Below are 18702 nucleotides of genomic sequence, written 5' to 3'. Positions count from 1 at the left end.
CCATCAGCGCTCCTCCTCGCAGCGGCAGACGAGATAGCGCCGGCTCTCGTCCGGATCATGGACCGATAGGATCGCCAGCCGCCGCCCGCCGGCCCGCAATGCCATCCCTCGTGCCACGTGGTCATTCGCCCGCATCAGCACCCGGTGCGTCACCGTCGCCTCCCGCTGGTCGAAGCGCTCGCGCGAGGCGACCGCGAGCGGCTCGATCCGCACCGAGAGCTCGCGCACCTCCTGCCATTGCGTCTCGGCGCGGCGAGGCCGCCCGTCTCAATCGTCCCGGCCATAGCCGACCGCCTCCCGCTTCTCGCCCCTGGTCAGGAAATCCGCCGCCGCGACCCGCGACCACAGCGCCTCGCGCTCGGCCGACAGCCCCTCGACCGCGTCGAGGTCGATCGACAGCGTCAGGCTCGGTTCGCCGAGATGGGCGCCGAGCCAGGTGTAGCGCGACATTTCAAATGAGCCGGCGCGACATTTCAAATGAGCCCAGTTTGCGAAGCGAGCAAAAGCGTATGGCGGCAGTCTCATATGCCATCACGCGTTGACTCCGGTCTCCGGACGACGCCAAGCTTGGGGCATTGGTCAGCCTCTTGGAGCCGGTATGAAGCGCGCGTTCACTATTTTGGCTATTTGCCTCGTCCTCACCGCATGCACGACACCGAGCATCACCAGCCCGGTGGAAACGAAAGAATTCGGTTTCCCCGGTTATGCTTTGGCCTTCGAGCGACAGGCGTGCGACATACGCGGTGCTCGGCTCGTCTCCAGTGGCCCCGCAATCCCCGCCTATACTTATCACCAGCTCATTATCGCGGCCAACGGCGTGACCAGCGGCACGTATTCCATCAACTGCCCACCGGTCGTCGCCGGCGGCGCGGCGCTGTGTTTGGTGCAGTCCGAGAATTTCATCTCACCCGAGGAATCGGCAGGCCCCAATTGTGCCAGATGGAGCGACATAGACCTCAGGCGCCGAGGGTAATCTATCTCGAGGCCGTCTTCGCTATCAGAAGCTCCCTCACGCTCGCATTGCCTTTCTGGCTGAGCGAGTAGGTCGTCGACAGCGCCTCGATCGAAAAGCCTTCAAACAGCCTTCGAACCTCTGGGCGATCGTTGATCGACAGCAGGAACGTCCCCTTCAGATCCTTGAGCCTCTCAGCCAGCCCGGCGAACTCGCCGCGGCTGAAGGCGTCGCGGCCGTAGTCGCCCTCGGACCCGTAGTAGGGCGGATCGAGATAGAACAGCGTGCCGGGCCGGTCGTATCGGTCGATGAAGGCGCGCCAGGGCAGCTGCTCGATGACGACGCCGGCAAGGCGCTCGTGGATGGCTTCGAGCGTCGGCGCCAGCTTGGTGACATTGAAGCGGCTGGCCGTGGTGACCGAGACGCCGAAGGTCCGGCCGTCGACCTTGCCGCCAAAGGCGAGGCGCTGGAGGTAGAGGAAGCGGGCCGCCCGCTCGAGGTCCGTGAGGGTCGCTGGATCGGTCTTCAAAAGCCGTTCGAACTCGCGCCGGCTGGCGATCTGGAAGCGCAGCATCTCCATGAAGTGGGTGTAGTGCCGCTGCAGGATACGGAAGAAGGTCGCGACGTCGCCCGAGACATCGTTGATCACTTCGTGCCGGGGCGCATAGCGCCGCCGCAGGAAGACGCCGCCCATCCCGACGAAGGCCTCGGCATAGGCGTCGTGCGGGATGGTCTCGATCCGCTCGACCAGGCGGCGAGCGAGGTTCCGCTTGCCGCCGATATAGCCGGCGGCCGGCGATACGGGCTCGATGGCCCGCAGTTCGATTTCCATCAATCTTTCCTTGAGAGATATCGGCCACCTTGGCCTCGCTGCCCTCGGGCAGTGGCGGCGGTGGCGTTATCTCTGGTCACGTCAGGCGGGGTCATTCCTTCCGAGTCTTTCCCCGCAGCCGGCCTCGGCCGGCCCGTCGCCGGCAGCTTCGCTGCCGGCGCTTCGTCGCCAGTCTGTCGCCGTCATCCGGCGCGGTCGAGGATCGGCATCTCCGGCTGGATGACGAGCTGCGGGTGGACCGTCTTGGTGCGCTCGTTCCAGAACGACGTCACTTCGACGACGTCTTCGCGGCCGCCACCGAGATCCATGACGATGAAGGTCGCCACGCGGCAGCCGGTCGGCAGGATGAAGGTCTCCTGGTCACCGCCCTCGACGCCGGGGTTGCCCTCGAGGATCCACTGATCGCCGGAGGCGTCATGCTTCCCCTTTTCGATGGCCGGTCCGATGCGGGTCAGTTTTGCTGTGGCAGGCTGCATGGTTCGCTCCCTTATGCGACGAGGCTGAAGGATTGGAGAGGAAGGTTCGTCGTTCCGTCGAACACCGCGCGGCCGGCCTTGGCATCATCGCAGTAGCCATACGGATAGGACGCCCGCATCGGGTTCGGGAGGTCGGTATTGGTGGAGAACCGATAGCGCCGGGTGCTGCCGACTGTGGCTTGGAACGCGCCCCTGTTCGCCCGGATTGCCGGCTCGTTCTTATAGGCATCGACATCCGAGGTGACGGCGATGTCCTGGGTGAACTCGTTGAGGATCTGCGTGTCGAGCGACATGCCGGCATCCCACTCGAAGGTGAGATCGAAGTTTCGGGCGTCGATCCGGGCCAGCGTCGTTGCGCGTGGGCCGAGAGACGTGGTGAGCCCCCGGACATATTTCTGGATGACGCGGCCGAGCCGGTCACCCTGGACATCCTGGCCGCCATCCATGACCAGGTGCAGATCGCCGAAGCGACGCAGAAGGTCGTAGATCTCGAGCCCGATCTCGATGTTCGCCGAAGCCGCGACAGCGGCAAGCTGGGCCCGCCTGATGAGCTGCTGCCAACTGACGCCGACGGTGCTTCCGTCCCGTGACGGCATCGGCGTTACGATCAGCTTGCAGCCGGGATACTTGGCGGCGATGAGCGCCGCGAGGGTGATCAGACCATCGCGGTACCGCGCCATGGTGGTATAGGCGGCGTTGAGGTTGATGCCGTCGAAGTCGCCCTGGCCCTGATTGAAGTTGACGATCGACGGCATGGGGTAGCCGAGGGCGATCAGCGCATCGATCTGCGCGAACATCGCCGTCAGCAGGGGCCCGGCCGTTCCGTTGTCCTTCACCCAGTGGCCGGGTCCGACGTCATTGCCCTCGAGCAGTGACGACGCCGGCATCGCCGCATTGACGAAGCGATAGAGGTTGTTGTCGTTGGCGTTGCGCAGGAACCTCTGGACGCCGGCGAGCCCAGCACCCTGGAAGCAGCGATAGCCGAGGCTCTGACCGGCCATGACCACCATGAAGTTCGGAACCACTTCAGCCGTGCTCGCCGCCGCCGTGATCACCGGAGCCCCGCGTGCTGGCCAGATGTCCAGCTTGTTCGTCGACTGGTCGTATTCAACGATGACATAGGAGTCGGCGGGGATGTCGATGAAGCGCGGTGAGCCCGCAACACCGGCGGCGTTCCATGTCGTGAACGCGCCGGAATCGAAACGCGCGGTGACACCCTTCGTCTTGATCCGGACCTGCACGCCGTCCGCGAGATGTTCGAACAGGACGGTCCGGCCCGCATCCGAAACCACAAGCGTCCGACGACGGTCGCCGGCGCCGACGTGATAGAGCTGCGGCAGGACGAGCGGACCGATCTCCTGCACGTAGGAGCCGTGCGGGGTCCAGAGCCGCCGAGAGAGGTCGATCGCCGGCGTCTTTGCGACGGGCTTGCCGGCATCCGGCGTGTAGGGCGTGCTGAACTGCTGGTTGGCGTCGACGATCCAGCCTTCCTTCGTCGGAGGCACGCCGGTTGAACCGCCGGTCCGCGCGACAAGTGCTCCCGTTGCCAGATTGGTGACCGATGATCGCGCCGTGCCGCCGACGCTGTCACGCCACTCGACGCGCGACAGGCTCCCGGATGGCGCGACAATGGCATCGGTCGGAACGCTCGTGTTGAGGCGGGCGCCCAAGGCGTTCATGTAAGCGGTGAAGGAATCGACCAGTGCAGGATCGCCGGTTGTGCCCTTCAGCACCTCGATAATGTCGTGGATCGCTCCGCTGGCGAGGAGCCGCACCGCGATGACATCGAGCCCGAAGTTGCGGACGTCCCGCTGCTCGCCGACGAGCTCGTGGCCCAGCAGCGATTCCGGCAGGTCGCCAGTCGGGAGAAGCCCGGAGGGGGTGCCTGGATTGGCCATCAGATAAGCTCCTGCGTCATGGCGAAATCCGCCTCAGACTGACGTTGTCGATCTCGACCGTGACGCCGGCGCCGGCGAGGATCGAGAGGGTGGTGTTGCCGGTGGCCGCCGTCAGGCGATCCTCCTGCGGGCCCGGCGTCCCGACGAGATCGCCCTGGACGAGCGAGCCGCCCTCGAGGCGCGGCCGGGCGTTGCCGCCGGCGATCGCAATCAGGTCGTAGGTCAGGAGATATTCGACGCCGGCGCTGACGCTGACCGCCCAGGCGATCGTCGACGTGGAAGCGGACGCCTTCTTGGCCGTCCCGGCCGAGATCGACCAGCTGGGGCCGAGGGTGACGCCGGTGGCACTGTCGAGGGTGACGTTGGGGCTCAGCTGCGGGCCGAGGATCCGGACAGTGGCCGAGACCGGCTCCGACACGAGGCCGGCGCCCTCGTTGACGACGAAATACGTCCAGATCCCATAGCCCGGCGCGTCGTCGAGCTGCAGCTTCTGCAGCGGGCCGCCATAGAGCGGGCCGCTGACGGCAACGGCATCCTCAAACAGGCCGCCGAGCGGCGCGCGGTAGACCCTCGCGACACTGACGCGGCCGTCATTGCCGTTGGTCCAGAAGGCCGTCGTCGAGGCGGGCCCGGTGACCGGATCGTCCGGGGCGAAGGAAAGCCCGGTCGGCGGGGCCAGCGCCGCCGGCGCCTCGTCGACGATAGTGAAGACCCGGTAGACGGTGAAGGGCGACGGATCGCCGTTCGTGCCCAGTGCATTGGCGCGCAGCTCGACTTGGTCGCCGACGGCGTAGCCGGGCAGGACAACCGAGCCCGTATAGGCCGGCGCGGTGGCCTCCAGGTAGGGATCCGCCGTGCCCGCCGTTCGGTGCTGAACGACGAAGGTCGCGGGCGGATAAATCGACCCGGTGCCTTCCTGAAGGCCGACCATCACGACGCCCTCGATCGACAGCACGAAGGCCACCCGGGGCTTGGCCGGCGGTCCGGCGGCGATGGCGACGATGGCGCCCACCCTGCCGTCCCAGGCCGGCGGCACCTCGGCGTCCGTCAGCTGGTCGACCAGCGGCGCTTCGGGCTGGACGGTGTAGACGGTGGTGCCGCGCTCGCCGGGCTCGGTATCGAGAACGGTGGCGATGATGCTCTCGCGGTTCTGCACCCCGAAATGCACCACATGGTCCACCTCCGGCATCGGCCCCTCGCCTTCGAGGAGGATCAGCCGGTGCTCGCCCGCCATGGTGGCGACGTCGCGAACGATGCTGACATCCTCGCCGTCCTCCTCCTCGCGCAGCTGCCAGAAGCGGACGGCGTAGCTCTCGCCCGCCTCCATCTCGACGGGATCGGACAGCACGATGCCGCGGCCTTCGACGGCGTCGACGCGGGACGCGAACAGCGTCCGGTCCCACTGGTCGTAGGAGACGGCGACGGTCTTGCCGCGCACCGCGGGCCTGCCCCGGCCCCTGGCGACGAAGGAAAGCGTGCGGTTGCGATAGAGCGCCTCGTACTGCTCGCGCCGGCTCTCGCGCCAGACCTCGTCGGGATTGGTCTTGCCCGGCCGCTCGCGCTCCTCGGCCGTCTCGACGTCGTCCGGATCGATGCCCGGGAACGGGATCACGCGTTCGCCGACCTTGTTGTCGTTGGTCCGGTCGGCGAAGGTCACGCGGTAGCCGTCCGGCAGCTTCGGGTAGCGGATCTCCCAGCGGAAGTCCCAGGCGTCCTGCGGCGAGAAACTGTCGACGACGGCCGTGTCCGGACGGTCGATGACGACGGTCCACATGGTCCCGGTCCAGCGCGGTGCCGCCCGCCCGGCCGAGGCGATCGCCGCAAGCCGCACAGGCAGCGCCACGGCGTCCCGGTGCTCCTCGTCGTATTCAAGGCCATGGAGGACGCAGAAGGCGTGGAAATTGACCATGGCGGGCCAGTCGATCATGTCGTCGGTGCAGCGTTCGGCCGCCGGGATCTCCGGGCCGCGGCAGGCGTGGACGAAATGCGAGGCGGGATTGCGCGTCGGTCGCGGGATCCATGCCTCGGTCGCCACGTCATGGTCGGCAATCACTCGGCGCGCCCGGCATTCCAGCCGGTCGAGCCCGCCGGATAGCTGGGCCGTCGCCTTGATCCGGATGCCGGTCAGGCAGAGGTCCTCTTTCGCGGCGATCGGATATTCCGGCCGGATCGACTGGATGGCGGTCAGCTGCACCTTGTCCTGCACCTGGACGCTGTCGCTCTCGCCATTGAGGCGCGTCACGCCGATCTCATAGGAGCCGCGCTCGGGCACCTCAAACTCGCGCTGCCGGAACATGGCAACCTTGCGCTTTTCCGTGATGGAGAACGTCGTGTCGATCGCGTCGGTCGAAGCGCCGATCTTGCGGGCCCTGACCCGGAAGTCGACCGTGACCGGCTTGTCTTCCGCCTCGTCGGTGTATCTGACCGACCCGGACGGCCAGCCGAGAATCACCGCGAAGGCCGAGATGTCCGAGGCGGTGTAGCGGACGACTTCCTTGGCCTCGTTCTCCGCGTCCTCGATCGGATCGCCGAAGTCGTCCTCCGGCGGCCGGTTGGTGAGGTCGGTGTTGTAGCTGTCTTCGATCACCTGGCGGGTGACGAGGGTCAGCGGCTCGTCGTCCGGCAGGCCCTCGCGAATCTCCAGCTCGACCTCGTCATACTCCTCCAGCGGCGTGTCACCGATCTTCCACTCGTCGAGGAGCAGCGGTCCGTAGCCGAGATGGGCGATCGCCCGGATGTACTGGGTGTTGCCGACGACCTCGGTGTACGGGGCCATCGCCCATTGCGGGGCGACGCGGATCTCGCCGAGGATCGAGGGGATGGCCGCGCCCGGACGGGCCTCGTTGCGCAGCCCGGTGACCCGGTAGCCGCCCTTGTCGCGCTGCTGGTCGGGGGCCTTCACCGGGAACAGGAGGCCGATCAGCATATTGCCGAGATAGGTGAGGCCCGCGGCCAAGAGCGTCGCGCCGAAGGTGCCGATCGTCCCCGCCAGCGGCCCGGCAATGGCGATGGCGGCGACCGCGACGACGATCTGCGCGATGATGCGCAGGGCGTTCTTGCCGGGGATCGGCCGAATCAGCAGCTTGACGCCCGGCTTCGGCCGGGTGACGTGCCAGCGCTCGCGCTCGACGACGAGGTCGCCGCGCGGCGTCCACAGGATGACGCGCAGCCGTGACCTGTCGGCCTCGGCGACGTCGGGGATCGCCCGGTCGATCATCTCGCCGACGGTGAGGCCGTGCGGGATCGTGATCTCCATCGCCCGGCCGATCGGCGGCGAGACGAAGACCGTCTGATGGGACGTCGAGGCGCGGAGGTCGTGGGTGCTCATCGCGATCCTCCCGAGGCGGCCAGGAGGCGATGACGATGGAAGCCGAGGAAGCGCGGCTGCCACTCGCCGGTGTTGTAGGGCTCGACCCTCGCCGGATGATGGGCCGAGACGTGCAGCATCTCCCCCGGAACGACGACGGTGGCCACGTGGCCGGCGATCGTGCCGTCCCGGAACACCGCCATGTCGAACATGCGTTCGCGGCCGGGCTCCACCGGCAGCCACGGCTCGGCGGCGCGCTGGCCGTCGAGCACTGCGGCGATCTCCGCCGCCTCCGCCAGCGAGACATAGGCGTCCGCGTAGGACGGAACGGCGATGGCGCATTCGTCGGCGAGGACGAGCCTGTGCAGGCCCCAGCAGTCGACGCCGTTCCGGTCCCGGCCGTGCGGGCGAAACCGCAGCCCGACATAGCGGGCGGTCCAGCGTGGAGAGGTGGGACCGACCGTCATCGACGTCCCCCGTTCGAAGGCACGGCCCAGTCAGACAGGACGAGGGGGCCTTCCGTCATCACGGTTCCCGAGGCGAGCGTGATGGGCAGCGACTGGACTTGCACATACGGTGCCAGGGCCCACCGCACGCATCGGACCGAGCCGATCGGCTCGATGCGGCCCGTCTGCTGATCTTTGGGCATCGGCGTCTCCATCATCGAAACAGCCCCGGAAAGCGCGCCTTGGTCTGGCGCCCCGCTGGCCACGGCACGGCGGAGATGTCCGGGCCGGTCAACGTGAGCGGGATCTCGGTGCGGTTGCCGGTGGCGACCGACAGCTCGAGCCGGCGGAACTCGGAGATGAGCCGGCCTGGATCCGACAGGAGGGCGACGGCGAGCGAGGCCCGGGCCCGGGTTCCGGGCGGGATCGCCAGCAGCAATTCCACGATGCCCTGGTCGACCGCGAGGAGCGCGAGCTGCAGCTCGGTCACGGCGCCGCGCTTGTCCCTCGGCATCAGGGCGTCGGCGATCATGAACAGGTAGGGCTCGGCCGGGCCCTCCTCCGGCTGCAGCCAGGGCGAATGGGTGCCGAACACCAGCGGATCCTCGGTGATGAAGTCGGTCGGATCGGTCGACAGCCGGATCGGCTTCTCCAGGGCGTCGTGATCGATGTGGATGAACATGACCTCCATCTCGGCGGTCACCGGCTCGGCACGTGAGCGCCGGGCATTGAGCGATTCCCGCGCCATCAGCGGATCCTCGCGAGCGAGAAGGACGCGCGCCAGCGAACGCCGACGGCGCGGAAGCCGGGCGCGCCCTGAATGACGCAGAGCCAGGAGCGGGAGATCAGGATCGGCACGGTGCCGGCGAGGAGCGGCACGCCAGGCGAGACCAGGATGCCCCGGCCGTGCTCGCCCGGGCCAGGCATGGCGAAGGCACGGGCGCCCCGCTTCAGCGTATCGGTCCAGAATTGCATGAGCCGCGCCCGGCCGCTGTCGTCGACGGTGAGGACCATCGCCACCTGATCGAAGCTGCGGGAATAGCGCATCCCATACATCGGCATGCCGCGCTCCGGATCGAAGCGCTCGCGGGGATCGCCGAGCTGATACTCGAAGCCCTCGCGCTCCGGCAGCGGCAGCTGGCTCGGCCATTGCGCCACCGCCATCAGAGCAGCCTCGTCGGCCGCTGCGAGCCGCGCATGGTCAGCGCGTCGTCGAAGGGCGAACCCGGCTGGCTCATGGAGCCGGCCAGGCGCCGCTCGAACTCGACCACCATGCGCCGCCCGCCGCGCCCGTCCGGCTCGCGGCGCACCTCCTTCACGGGCGGCGCGTTGACGAACTTCGGATCGAAGACGACGGTCGGCTGGCCAGGGGCCTCCGATCGCCCGTCACGCCCGGCGCCACGCCCAGCCGATGCGTTCGGCATCGCCATGGTCCGCCCGCCGACGATGCCGCCATGCTCGTGGCCCGGGCCGCCGCTGCGCACGCCGAGGCGGATCGCCTCGGCCTTTTCGGGACCGCCGGCAGCCTTGACGTCGTCCTGGCTCCAGACGACTTCCCCACGATGGACGTAGCCTGCGATGGCGTGCCGGGCGCCGGGCCCGGTGAAGCCGCCGGTGTCGAACAGGCCGAGGTTGCCGCCGGCACCGAGATTGGCCCAGGCGGCATTCTGGGCGCCGCTGGAGATCCCGCCGCCACCGAAGAGGCTCGACAGGCCCCCGAGGCCGCCACCGCCACCGCCTATGCTGGAAAGCAGCTTCTGCAGAACGCCGCCCCAGCCCGGCAGGAACTGGTCGACCGCCTGGCCGAGGCCGCCCAGGAGCTGATTGTTCAAGGCGCCGTCGAAGCCGGTTTGAAAGCCCGTCGCCGATGTCTGGAGCTTGGCGGCGCTTTCGCCCAGAGCCGTCGCCGCAGCATCGATGCCGCCGCCCTGGCTGCCGCCGGTGCCACCGAACTCATTCAGATATCGTTGGGCTGCGTCATACCGGCCGGAGAAATTGTGCGCCCCGTAGGGGTTCTCCCAGGAGAAGCCGCGCGGCCGCTCGAAACCGGCGAAGGCGCCCGTCGCCTCGCGCAGATCGTCGGAGGATACGAGGCGCTGGTAAGCCTTCCGCTCGGGCCCCTGCAGCTCCGACCAGGCGAAGCGGTTCTGCGCCATGTAGTCGTCGAGATTGCCGCGCCCGCCGATCGCCGCGAAGAGATTGTGGCGCCGGTCATTGTGCTGGTAGAGGCCGAAGGCGTCTCCGCCGTCGCCGACAGCTTTCGGATTGAAGCCGCTCTCCCCATGGACGTTGCCCATGATCGCAGCGGTCTGGATGTCGCCGAGGCCCTTCGACTTGTAGAAGTTCCAGGTGTCACGGGCGACGTCACCAGTCGCGGGTGCTGTGACCGACCACGCATTGGCAACGCGCTTGCTGGCGGCATCGAGCGGCGTCATCGGCGCCAGCGCCCCGCCGCGCTCCACGGCGCCGATCGGCGCGGTGCCGTCCCGGCCGCCGAGAAGATCGACTCCCGGGATGCCGGACGCGCCCACGAGCGAGACGAACAGCGGATTGAGCGGCGTCGCGCCTCGCTCGGCCAGCGCGATCGTCGGCGCGGCTGGCTTCTTCATGTCTCGGCCGGTGATCCGCGCCCACAGCCCTTCGAAGCCGCCAATGTCGGCCATTGTCGGCGCCTCGCCACCCGACGCGGCGTTCTTCAGCGGATTCTTGAGTGAGAGGTCGATGATCGTCCTGTAGAAGTCCTTCCCAATGTCGGCGAGCAGCTCCTCCGGCTTCATCGCCTTGTCGAGATCGAAAGCGGCGTCGAGCACCTTGTCGAGGGCGTTCGATCCCGTCTCGCCGAACTCGTCCCAGGCCTTGCCGGTCCGCTCGATGTCGGCACGGTACTCGGCCAGCGCCCGGGCCTGCTGGCGGTAGAGATCCGCCTCGCGGCTGCCGAGCTCGATGCCGGCGCGGCGCAGATCCTGCTCGGCCTGAAGGTCCGCCATGATCCGCCGGCGCTCGGCCGCAGAAGTGCCGATCGCCGCGGCCTCGGCGTTCAGCTTCGCCAGCTCCTCTTCCTGCGGCCGGAAGAGGCTCTGCCTGCTCTCGACCTCGAGCGCCGCCCGACGCGCCTCCCCATAGGCGCGCCAGGTCGCAGTCAGCTGCGGATTGAGCTCGATCCCCCGCGCGACTTCCTGGTTGATCGCGGCCAGTTCGCGGGCCTGGCCTTCGAGGCCGGCAAGAGCGAGATCGTCCATCGCGCCGCGCAGGGCGTCATTCGCCTCGCGCTGCGCCTGCGCGAAGATAAGCGTTCCCTCGGCAGCGATCTGCGCCTGCCGCTCGATCTTGCCGAGCTGGTCGCCTTGGATGTTGTTGAGTTCGACCGCTTTTTGTTGCTCGGCGATCGCCGCTTGCTCGGCAGTCGTTCGCGCGAAAACGCTCTGCACCGCGAGTTCTCGCTCACGCCGCAGATTGCCCTCACTCCGAATGATCTCATCCAGAGCGCGCTTATAGTCTCGCTCGATCTCGATCCGAAGACCTGTCTGCGCCGACGGCTCGGATGGGACGTTCGGCCGCTCGGGGCTGCCTTCGAAGCCGGACCGGGGCGCGACACGTTCGATCCTGTTCATCTGGCGCTGGCGCTGAAGCTCGAGCAACTCGCGCGGCGTGCGACGATCACCGACAAGATCGAGCATGTCGCCGCGCTCGCTGCGGAACGCCTTCTGCGTCGCCCGGCTGACGGCGTCGACGGACAGCGCCATCGCCTGCAGCTGGCGCTGCGCCGCGGCGGCAGGCGCGGCCACCTCGATCAACTTCGCCGCCAGCTCTCTCAGCGTGTCGTTGGCGAGATCCTGATTGGCGATCTTCGCCACCGCATCCACGAAGGCGATGGCGTCGCCCTTGCCCTTCTCGAGCTCGGCGTTCAACTCCATGAGCGGCTTGCGAAAAGCCTCGTATTTCGGCGCAACGTCGGTCTCGAGGAGGCCGATCTCGCCGAGACTGGGCGAGTAGCGCAGGTAGTCGCTGCTGAAGGCGCTGGGCTTGAAGGACTTGGCCAACGTGTCCTGGGCGGACAGCTGGAGTTCCGCCCGGCTCTGGCGCTCCTGCAAGGTTGCGACACCAGGCGAGACGCCCTTGGCGTATTTGTCGGCCTTGTCGAGGACGAGGCCATAGGCCTCCGCGACGCCCTTGAGAGCCTCCTTATGGGCGTCCATCGCCTCGTTGAGCGGCTTGATCTGCTTCTCGGTCCGGGTCGCGAAATAGATGCCGGCGGCCGCCGCGGCCGTGAAGCCGACGATTGCGAGGTTCATCGGCGTAGCCAGGGCGAGCAGGCTGGTTCCGACGGCCTTGATCGATCCGGCCACGCCGCCGGGACCTTCCTGCAGGGCGCCGTAGACCTGTCCGGCCTGGCTGACGAAGATCTGCATCCCGTCGGCGCCCATCAGCCACATGGTGGCGGCGTCATTGCCCTGGCGGGACAGGTTGAGCAGTTGGTTGGAGGTGAGCTTCGACGCGCCGGTGACCGCGCCGTAGACGCCGGGCATTCGGTTCAGGACGAGCATCTGGCGCTCGGCCGCCGCGGCCGCCTCGCGGCGATAGACGGCGGCCTCGGCCGTGCTGAGCCCGGCGGTGCGTTCGGCCTCGGCGATCTCGGCCAGCGTGCGCTTGTAATCTTGCCCGATCTTGAACAGCGGATTGTAGCGCTCGCGAACCTGGTCGAGCATCGCCGGCTGGGACTGCGGCGGCAGCGCCGGCGTGCCGGTTCCTCCCCCGCCGCCGGACGGCGGGACGGCGAGCGGAACCCCGGCAGTGTTCTGGTTTGCGCTCGCAGCCCCGACCCGCCGCAGGGTCTCCTCGCGAAGGTCGCGTTCGGCTCCGGCCGCGCCAGTCAGGGCTTCGGAGACGCGGCGGGCCGCGACAGCTTCCGTCTCCATGGCCACGGCCATGGCGCCGATCGTGCCGGCGGTCACGCCCGCGGCTTGCCCGATTGATACGGTCTCCCGGGTCGCCTTCGCCATCGCGGCCGCCATGGCAGTGACGCCTCCGGCGGCTGCTCGCGCCGTCTCCCCAACGCGCATGATCTCCTGAGGGGCTGCTGCCCCACCGGCTATCGCGGCTGCCGCCGGCGCGGCGCCAGGCGCGACGATGGGCGTGTTGCGGTTCGCTGCCGCGTTCATACCGACCCGGCGCTGGACTTCCTGGCGATAGGCCTGCTCGGCGCCCGTCGCACCGCGCAGCGCGTCCGAGGCCTGCCGTGCCGCAGCGGCCTCGGCCTGCATTCCCGTCGCCATGGCCGACAGTTCGCCGCCGGCGGCCTTGGCGGCCTGGCCGGTGGAGGCAATCTCCTGCCGGACCTCGCGGGCGCCTTGCCCGACGCCCTTGGCGTCGAGCGTCATGATCATGGAGAACTGCAGCGGCTGGACCATCAGTCGGCCACCTCGGCGAAGGCGGCGAGCGCGGCGCTCTCCATCAGCTGCAGGTCGGCGAAGGCGACGTCGTCAAAGCCACGAAGCCGCAGCATGACCTCGACATCGGTGTAGATCAGGCCGGTCGGTATCATGCGGGTCATGGTCGGGACCTCGCGCCAGCAGGTCGTGCTGGCGAGAAACGCCTCCACGGTCCGCCAGTTGATCGACCACACCGCAACATCGTCTGTTTCTTCTTCCTCGTTTTCGACTGCGACGCTCACACCGAGAGCTGCGAAGGCCTGCTGATCGTCCGCGTCTATCCGAGCCGCTCGGGTCGGATCAGCACGACCTTCTCTTGCAAAGGCGGCCGCTCGGGCCGCCGCCGTCAGTTTCCCGCCCGCGCCTCGCCGGAGATCGAGCGCGCATAGGCGCGATAGGTCGCGATGCGGAACCAGGGGAAGCGGATGGCCTTTTCGAAAGCCTCGGAGGTGAAGGGTTCGTCGCCGCCGCCGGCGGCCTCGACGCCCCGCCAGTTCTTGGAGACGCGCTTCAGGAGATCGTGCTCGTGGGTCGACCGCTCCTCGGCCGTCTTCAGCTCCATGAAGTCGCGGTCGAGCTTTTCGGCCTCCTCGATCGGCATGGCCTCGAACTGCATCTCGAAGGTCTGCTCGATCGTCTGGCCGGCATTGGTCGGATCGGGAATGTGGACCGTGACCGGCCACCAGTAGAGATAGGTCTCGACGAGACGGAAATTCGCCATGTGCGATGGTCCTTCGAAGGGCGTTTGAAGCGGGGATTAAGAAGGCTCGCCCCGAAGGGCGCGCCTGGCGTCTTCGATGGCAGCCTCGGGATCCTCGATGTCGAAGTCCTCGCGCATGCCGCTTTCGACAGGGGCCCATGCGCCCGTCGTGTAGAGGTCGAAGGCCTCTAAAAACGCCTCCAAGGCGGCCGCTTGTTCTTTGGTCAGAACGACCATTGCATTCTCCCTTGGCTGGCGATCGGTGGCGCGGCCTTAGCGGACGATGATCGACAGCTCGTCGTCGCCGGTGTCGTGGCAAAGCATCAGCGGGATCGAGTAGTTGAGGATGCCCTGGGTCTGGCCTTGCGTCGGGCGGCCGCTCTCGACCTGCGGCGCGGCGAATTCGACGATGTTACCGGCCGTCGTGCCGTGAGTGACGGACAGCGCGCCCCGGGTCCGAGCCTGGGCGATGGCGAACCAGTCCTTGGTCGCCAGGTTCTTCGCCTCGACGACAGCGGTGCCGGTCGACTTCCGATCGGTGATCTCCATCGATTCCGCGCCGATCAGGAAGCGCGCCTCGACCTGGTTGCCGAAGTCGAGCGAGATGCTCTCGGCGATCGCCACCCAGCTGAACAGCGACATGACCGTGTTCGCCTTGTTGACGATTTTCGGCCGGACAAATGCCGTGTGGTCGACCGTCGGCAGTACCTGGTCGGTAATGGTGCCGAGCAGGCCCATCAGGTCGAACCGAAAGCGCGGGATCTGGTTCGGCGTTTGGGTGGTCGACCAGTTGCCCCGCACGCCGAGAAGGACGTGCCGGACGCCGTCGGCGTTGAAGTAGATCGACGCGGCCTCCTCGCTCGCGGAGACCGGCAGATAGCTGACGGAGACACCGGCCTCTTCGTCTTCGGCCATCCCGCAAGCGCGAAGCAGCGGCCCATAGGCGGGCGCCGTCCCGGCGGTACCGGCGCCGGCGATCTCCACCGATCCCTGCAGCCGGGCATAAAGCCCGGTCAGCTCGACGCCCTGATGACCGAGATACGGCAGCAGGAGGTCCCGATTGACCTCCTGGCCCTCCATCGGCGTGAAAGCGACGTCGGTCATCAGCATCGCGTTGGCGGCGCCGGTCGGCACGGCATCGGTGCCGTAGGTCGTTTCGATCTTGGCGAGGATCGCGAGCTTGCGATATTTGCGAGTGGCCATGGGTCAGTCCTTCATCTTGGTCCCGGCCGTCTTGCCGGTCTCGACCTTTGACGGCTCGACCGGGTCCGTTTCGGCCTGGCTCGCGGCGTCCTGGTCGCGCTTGATCTCGGCGATCCGCGCAGCCGCCGGATGGTCCTTCGGGATCTCGCCCTCGGTGCGATCCTGAAGGGTGCCGCCCTCGCGCTTTTCCTTCCCCGTCCTCGGGTCGCGGATCGTCCGTCCGCCTTGCCTCACCGGCATGTCAGCTCTCCTCGTCTTCGAGATAGGTTGCGGCGGCGAAGACCTCTTCCCACCAGACGGTGCCTTCGCGGCTTCCCGTCAGCTCACCCGAGACGTGGGTGATGATGTCCTCGGCACTTGCCGGCTGCCAGCCGATGAGGGCTGCGCGCACGGCCGTCTTCAGCACTTCGAGATCCTGCCCGGCGGCGGCGCCCGTCGTGTCGGAGATGTTGTCGACGATGATGACGACGCCGAAATCGATTTCGGAGCGCTGCAGGACGCCGGTCATGCGACTGTTCCCGGCGCTGACTTCGCGCAGCGGCACGACGAACAAGGCCGGCGAGGCCAAGGGCTGCTCCCTCACGGCGGCCAAGTCGAGCGCGTCGCCGATCATGCCGAAAGCACTACCGCAGCGCTCGACCAGGCGATCCTTGATCTCGGTCACGATCATCGGCCGCGCTCCTGGAGCGCCGCCCGCTCCTGGTTGGCGATGATTTCGAGGATGTCCGTCCGGTCCTCGTCGGAGATGCCGAGATAGGGCCGCGCCGGGATGGTGATGGTGTGAGCCTTCACATCGACATCGCGCATGAAGTTCGAGCGCGCCGGCTTGACGAAGCGCTGGTTGAGCGTGCCGGATTTGGCGTCGTAGCGCTGGTAGATCGTCTGCCGGCGCGCCGGCTTCTCGATCGTCCCGCCCAACTGCTGGATCGCGGCGTAGTCGATGTTCGTGCCGACGACGACTTTCTCTCTGTCGGCTTCCCAGCTGATATCGCCCGAGAGGGCGCCGCTGACTCGGAGGATGTGGTTGTAGCCACGCCGACCCGCGCCCGAGCGCTTGTTGGCGGTGCGAGGCGAGAGCCGCTGCCAGCGCTTGCCGTCCGGACCGGTCTCGTCCTGGAACCGCTGGTGGGTCGCCGAGACGATCTTCTCGCCGATCGTCGCCAACGCCGCGCGACGATCGCGCTCCTCGAGCCGCGACAGCGCCGCGAGGACAGCTGCGTCGTCGACGACGATCCGGATGCCGTCGACCGCCATCACATGTTCCTCAAGCTGTCGCGCGTGAACCGCCGCTCCGGCGCGACCACGCGCACCGTGCCGCCTTCAGGCTGTGCCGGCGGCTCACCCTCGACGTCGAGCTGGACAAGGCCGCGGGACACGTCCTTCAGCCAAGAGCGGGCGATCTCGAAATTGCGTTCGACTTCCCCGTCCTTTCCAGCGGAATTGCCCCACAGATAGAAGCGAGCGATGTCGCACACCGCCTTCGTGAGCGCTGGTGGAACCGCGCTGAACGGCAGCTCGTAGACCTTCGAGACATAGCCGGAGGCGACCGCCGAGGCGTCGGAAAGCGCCTGCGAGACGACGGTGTCGTCGACCGTGGTGCGCGGCCGGTTCACGCGATCGGTGCGCTGGATCAGCTCCTCTTCGCCGAAGCGGACGATGAGGTCCTGTTTCGTCGCGAAGTCCGCCATCACAGTGCCCCCGCCAGCTGCCACAGCCAGACGCTGCTCGGCTCGCCCAAGGCAGCCAGTCCGTAGGTGAGCGCGGCGGCGGTCAGAAGCGCGCCGAAGACGGCCATGAGGCGGAAACAGGCACTCATGACGTGCGCCTCGCCACCGCCGCCTCGACAGCCTTGACGACATCGTCGACCGTCGCGACGTGCTCGACGGTCTCATCGTCGAGCTCGACGCCGAATTCGTCCTCAAGCGCAATCGCCAACTCGACGATGTCGAGACTGTCGGCTCCGAGGGTCTCAACAAGGTTGGCGCCAGCAGTCACCTTGTCCGCTTCCACGGTGAGACGGCGGGCGATGATGCTACGGACTTTGGTGGCAGTGTCGGGGGCGGTCACGTCGGGGCTCCAGATTGATGATCCTCCGAGCCCCGGACCTCGAAGGGGGTGCGGCAGGCGCTCGCTTCGGCCTGTTGGTCCGCTCGGGGCCTACGTCCTCGGAGGCCGCCTCGCCGTCAGACGGTCGAGGCAGGTCATTCCGACGGACGCCGGGGCCCGCTGGTATTGAAGTGGCGCGGCCCTGGGATTTCGGGCCGCGCCGATCGTCGGCGGGACGAGCCCCACCGTTCCGACGACGATTAGCCGGCAGATGCCTCGAGGCCGTCCTCGAAGGACCGCTCCAGGACCGAACTGCGGGAGCGCTTGGCCTCGAAGTCCCGCCGGGTCAGCGGCACCAGGGCGCCGGGCTCGTAGAGCACCTTCGATTTCAGGATCCGAATCGTCGCGGTGAACTCGCGCGTCTCGGTGTCCGGCGCGACGGCGGTGATCGTGATGCGCTCGCCGCTCGCCAGCACCCGTTCCCGTGCCGGCAGCGTGCCGGCATAGGTGGAGCGTCCGCTGGCGGGGAAAGCGGGATCGAAGACAGATCCAGCCGCTCGGGACCGGAAGGCCGCCGAGCGCGGCATCTGCGGCTCGATCTCGGCCGACCGCGGTTCGCCCGACGGCGTCGTCGAGGTCTGTACGGTCTCGATAACCGGACGGGTGGCCGTCTCGGTCGTGACCTTCATGGCCGCGCCGTCTGCCGGCAGCGTGCCTCCGTCGGCTGCAGGGCCGACCGGCGGCACGGCCGCCGTGGTCGGAAGCTGTCCCGTGCTCGTCGAGGTGGACGCCCGAAGATCGTCCGTCCTGGTCTTGGGGGTGTCTTTCGCCATCGTTCAAAGCCTTTTCGAAACTTGCCTCAGCGCCGGCGACGTTCCGCCAGGCACCGGTTCAGGGCCGGCGGATTACGCCGGAGCGACGACGTCCTGGAGGAGGAAGCTCACGCCGGGCGCGACGATCAGTTCCTTGATCCGCTCGCCGGAGCGCACCGTCTCGCCGCCCTCGAGGCCGACATTCGGATCGGGCATCGAGCCGGAGATCTTGGTGCCGTAGGTGGCGGTGAAGCCGTGGGTGATCGTGCCGGCATTCACGTCGGCCGACGGATTGATGAACTGGAAGACCATGTTGCCGCCCCAGACGCGCTGGATGTCGGCGGCCTGGCCGAAGCTGGCGGCGTCCATGTAGGCCTCGCCGACCAGCACCTTCTTCAGCTCGAAGAGATCGGCGAACTGCTGGCGGGTGATCATGCCCTCGGTCGTCAGCCCGCCCTTCACCGCGTTGATCAGCTTGGGATGCGAGGAGAGGATCGACCAGTCGCGATGGCCCATCGTCACCTGGTTCGGACGGAAGACCAGGGTGGAATCGAGCACGTCCTTGATGACGCCGATCGGATCGGAGTTGTCGTAGTCGGAG

General features: G+C 67.8%; 20 protein-coding genes and 3 pseudogenes. 1 reads left to right on the top strand and 22 read right to left on the bottom strand.

From position 1 onward, the window contains the following. Window positions 1–3: 3 nt before the first annotated feature. Window positions 4–234, bottom strand: a pseudogene (locus tag ATO4_RS25225) (phage head closure protein); the annotation flags it as partial. 33 nt (window positions 235–267) lie between these two features. Further along, window positions 268–390: pseudogene (locus ATO4_RS25220) on the bottom strand (phage portal protein); the annotation flags it as partial. Between the two features lie 208 nt (window positions 391–598). Between ATO4_RS25220 and ATO4_RS25215 the strand changes: the two are divergent. Then, complete coding sequence (locus ATO4_RS25215) at window positions 599–973, top strand: hypothetical protein (RefSeq protein ID WP_083594651.1); 375 nt, start codon at window positions 599–601, stop codon at window positions 971–973. A 1-nt stretch (window position 974) separates the two neighbouring features. On the opposite strand, the gene ATO4_RS25210 is transcribed toward ATO4_RS25215, so the two are convergent. From ATO4_RS25210 to ATO4_RS25125, 20 genes and pseudogenes are all read right to left on the bottom strand, one after another. Next, entirely contained in the window at window positions 975–1784 is an 810-nt protein-coding gene (locus ATO4_RS25210) for a DNA adenine methylase (RefSeq protein WP_083594649.1), read from the bottom strand. A gap of 182 nt (window positions 1785–1966) precedes the next feature. Beyond that, complete coding sequence (locus ATO4_RS25205) at window positions 1967–2260, bottom strand: hypothetical protein (protein WP_083594647.1); 294 nt, start codon at window positions 2258–2260, stop codon at window positions 1967–1969. Between the two features lie 11 nt (window positions 2261–2271). Next, window positions 2272–4158, bottom strand: a complete 1887-nt coding sequence (locus tag ATO4_RS25200; protein ID WP_083594646.1) for a hypothetical protein — start codon at window positions 4156–4158, stop codon at window positions 2272–2274. Between the two features lie 16 nt (window positions 4159–4174). Further along, complete coding sequence (locus tag ATO4_RS27970) at window positions 4175–7486, bottom strand: hypothetical protein (protein WP_083594644.1); 3312 nt, start codon at window positions 7484–7486, stop codon at window positions 4175–4177. After that, a complete protein-coding gene (locus ATO4_RS25190; RefSeq protein WP_083594642.1) occupies window positions 7483–7932 on the bottom strand; it encodes an NlpC/P60 family protein in 450 nt (149 codons plus the stop codon). The genes ATO4_RS27970 and ATO4_RS25190 overlap by 4 nt, the downstream gene beginning before the upstream one ends. A gap of 193 nt (window positions 7933–8125) precedes the next feature. Next, window positions 8126–8659 (bottom strand): hypothetical protein, encoded by a 534-nt coding sequence (locus ATO4_RS25180; protein WP_083594638.1) that lies wholly within the window; start codon window positions 8657–8659, stop codon window positions 8126–8128. Continuing rightward, window positions 8659–9075: a hypothetical protein gene (locus ATO4_RS25175; RefSeq protein WP_083594636.1), complete on the bottom strand. Its 417-nt coding sequence runs from the start codon at window positions 9073–9075 to the stop codon at window positions 8659–8661. Before ATO4_RS25175 ends, ATO4_RS25180 begins: the two co-directional genes overlap by 1 nt. After that, on the bottom strand, window positions 9075–13319 hold the full coding sequence (locus ATO4_RS25170; RefSeq protein WP_083594634.1) for a phage tail tip lysozyme: 4245 nt from the start codon (window positions 13317–13319) through the stop codon (window positions 9075–9077). The genes ATO4_RS25175 and ATO4_RS25170 overlap by 1 nt, the downstream gene beginning before the upstream one ends. Beyond that, window positions 13319–13582 carry a DUF1799 domain-containing protein gene (locus ATO4_RS27965; protein ID WP_280940529.1) on the bottom strand — a complete coding sequence of 88 codons (264 nt, stop codon included), beginning with the start codon at window positions 13580–13582 and terminating at the stop codon, window positions 13319–13321. Before ATO4_RS27965 ends, ATO4_RS25170 begins: the two co-directional genes overlap by 1 nt. 104 nt (window positions 13583–13686) lie before the next feature. Beyond that, window positions 13687–14061: a hypothetical protein gene (locus tag ATO4_RS27960; protein WP_176223166.1), complete on the bottom strand. Its 375-nt coding sequence runs from the start codon at window positions 14059–14061 to the stop codon at window positions 13687–13689. Between the two features lie 36 nt (window positions 14062–14097). After that, window positions 14098–14277 (bottom strand): hypothetical protein, encoded by a 180-nt coding sequence (locus ATO4_RS27955; protein ID WP_176223165.1) that lies wholly within the window; start codon window positions 14275–14277, stop codon window positions 14098–14100. 36 nt (window positions 14278–14313) lie between these two features. Beyond that, on the bottom strand, window positions 14314–15243 hold the full coding sequence (locus ATO4_RS25160; RefSeq protein ID WP_083594633.1) for a phage tail tube protein: 930 nt from the start codon (window positions 15241–15243) through the stop codon (window positions 14314–14316). Between the two features lie 3 nt (window positions 15244–15246). Continuing rightward, window positions 15247–15483, bottom strand: coding sequence for a hypothetical protein (locus ATO4_RS25155; RefSeq protein WP_083594631.1), 237 nt, complete (start codon window positions 15481–15483; stop codon window positions 15247–15249). A gap of 1 nt (window position 15484) precedes the next feature. Continuing rightward, complete coding sequence (locus ATO4_RS25150) at window positions 15485–15913, bottom strand: hypothetical protein (protein WP_083594629.1); 429 nt, start codon at window positions 15911–15913, stop codon at window positions 15485–15487. Then, complete coding sequence (locus ATO4_RS25145) at window positions 15910–16497, bottom strand: phage virion morphogenesis protein (RefSeq protein WP_083594627.1); 588 nt, start codon at window positions 16495–16497, stop codon at window positions 15910–15912. Before ATO4_RS25145 ends, ATO4_RS25150 begins: the two co-directional genes overlap by 4 nt. Continuing rightward, window positions 16497–16931, bottom strand: coding sequence for a DUF1320 domain-containing protein (locus ATO4_RS25140; protein WP_176223164.1), 435 nt, complete (start codon window positions 16929–16931; stop codon window positions 16497–16499). The genes ATO4_RS25145 and ATO4_RS25140 overlap by 1 nt, the downstream gene beginning before the upstream one ends. After that, complete coding sequence (locus tag ATO4_RS28765) at window positions 16931–17059, bottom strand: hypothetical protein (RefSeq protein ID WP_280940528.1); 129 nt, start codon at window positions 17057–17059, stop codon at window positions 16931–16933. Before ATO4_RS28765 ends, ATO4_RS25140 begins: the two co-directional genes overlap by 1 nt. Continuing rightward, window positions 17056–17310, bottom strand: a complete 255-nt coding sequence (gene acpP, locus ATO4_RS25135; protein ID WP_083594623.1) for an acyl carrier protein — start codon at window positions 17308–17310, stop codon at window positions 17056–17058. Before acpP ends, ATO4_RS28765 begins: the two co-directional genes overlap by 4 nt. Before the next feature lie 239 nt (window positions 17311–17549). Beyond that, the gene (locus tag ATO4_RS25130; RefSeq protein ID WP_083594621.1) at window positions 17550–18122 is read right to left on the bottom strand and encodes a hypothetical protein; all 573 of its coding nucleotides are present in this window, start codon (window positions 18120–18122) and stop codon (window positions 17550–17552) included. A 72-nt stretch (window positions 18123–18194) separates the two neighbouring features. Next, window positions 18195–18702: pseudogene (locus tag ATO4_RS25125) on the bottom strand (capsid protein); the annotation flags it as partial.

Source organism: Aurantimonas sp. 22II-16-19i (assembly GCF_002088275.1).
Lineage (GTDB): Bacteria > Pseudomonadota > Alphaproteobacteria > Rhizobiales > Rhizobiaceae > Jiella.
This window is presented reverse-complemented; position numbering and strand designations above follow the sequence as displayed.

Bases quoted from the DNA above. Each gene is read 5' to 3' on its own strand.
- ATO4_RS25215 (WP_083594651.1), top strand. From the start codon at position 599: ATGAAGCGCGCGTTCACTATTTTGGCTATTTGCCTCGTCCTCACCGCA.
- ATO4_RS25210 (WP_083594649.1), bottom strand. From the start codon at position 1,784: ATGGAAATCGAACTGCGGGCCATCGAGCCCGTATCGCCGGCCGCCGGC.
- ATO4_RS25205 (WP_083594647.1), bottom strand. From the start codon at position 2,260: ATGCAGCCTGCCACAGCAAAACTGACCCGCATCGGACCGGCCATCGAA.
- ATO4_RS25200 (WP_083594646.1), bottom strand. From the start codon at position 4,158: ATGGCCAATCCAGGCACCCCCTCCGGGCTTCTCCCGACTGGCGACCTG.
- ATO4_RS27970 (WP_083594644.1), bottom strand. From the start codon at position 7,486: ATGAGCACCCACGACCTCCGCGCCTCGACGTCCCATCAGACGGTCTTC.
- ATO4_RS25190 (WP_083594642.1), bottom strand. From the start codon at position 7,932: ATGACGGTCGGTCCCACCTCTCCACGCTGGACCGCCCGCTATGTCGGG.
- ATO4_RS25180 (WP_083594638.1), bottom strand. From the start codon at position 8,659: ATGGCGCGGGAATCGCTCAATGCCCGGCGCTCACGTGCCGAGCCGGTG.
- ATO4_RS25175 (WP_083594636.1), bottom strand. From the start codon at position 9,075: ATGGCGGTGGCGCAATGGCCGAGCCAGCTGCCGCTGCCGGAGCGCGAG.
- ATO4_RS25170 (WP_083594634.1), bottom strand. From the start codon at position 13,319: ATGGTCCAGCCGCTGCAGTTCTCCATGATCATGACGCTCGACGCCAAG.
- ATO4_RS27960 (WP_176223166.1), bottom strand. From the start codon at position 14,061: ATGGCGAATTTCCGTCTCGTCGAGACCTATCTCTACTGGTGGCCGGTC.
- ATO4_RS27955 (WP_176223165.1), bottom strand. From the start codon at position 14,277: ATGGTCGTTCTGACCAAAGAACAAGCGGCCGCCTTGGAGGCGTTTTTA.
- ATO4_RS25160 (WP_083594633.1), bottom strand. From the start codon at position 15,243: ATGGCCACTCGCAAATATCGCAAGCTCGCGATCCTCGCCAAGATCGAA.
- ATO4_RS25155 (WP_083594631.1), bottom strand. From the start codon at position 15,483: ATGCCGGTGAGGCAAGGCGGACGGACGATCCGCGACCCGAGGACGGGG.
- ATO4_RS25150 (WP_083594629.1), bottom strand. From the start codon at position 15,913: ATGATCGTGACCGAGATCAAGGATCGCCTGGTCGAGCGCTGCGGTAGT.
- ATO4_RS25145 (WP_083594627.1), bottom strand. From the start codon at position 16,497: ATGGCGGTCGACGGCATCCGGATCGTCGTCGACGACGCAGCTGTCCTC.
- ATO4_RS25140 (WP_176223164.1), bottom strand. From the start codon at position 16,931: ATGGCGGACTTCGCGACGAAACAGGACCTCATCGTCCGCTTCGGCGAA.
- ATO4_RS28765 (WP_280940528.1), bottom strand. From the start codon at position 17,059: ATGAGTGCCTGTTTCCGCCTCATGGCCGTCTTCGGCGCGCTTCTGACC.
- ATO4_RS25130 (WP_083594621.1), bottom strand. From the start codon at position 18,122: ATGGCGAAAGACACCCCCAAGACCAGGACGGACGATCTTCGGGCGTCC.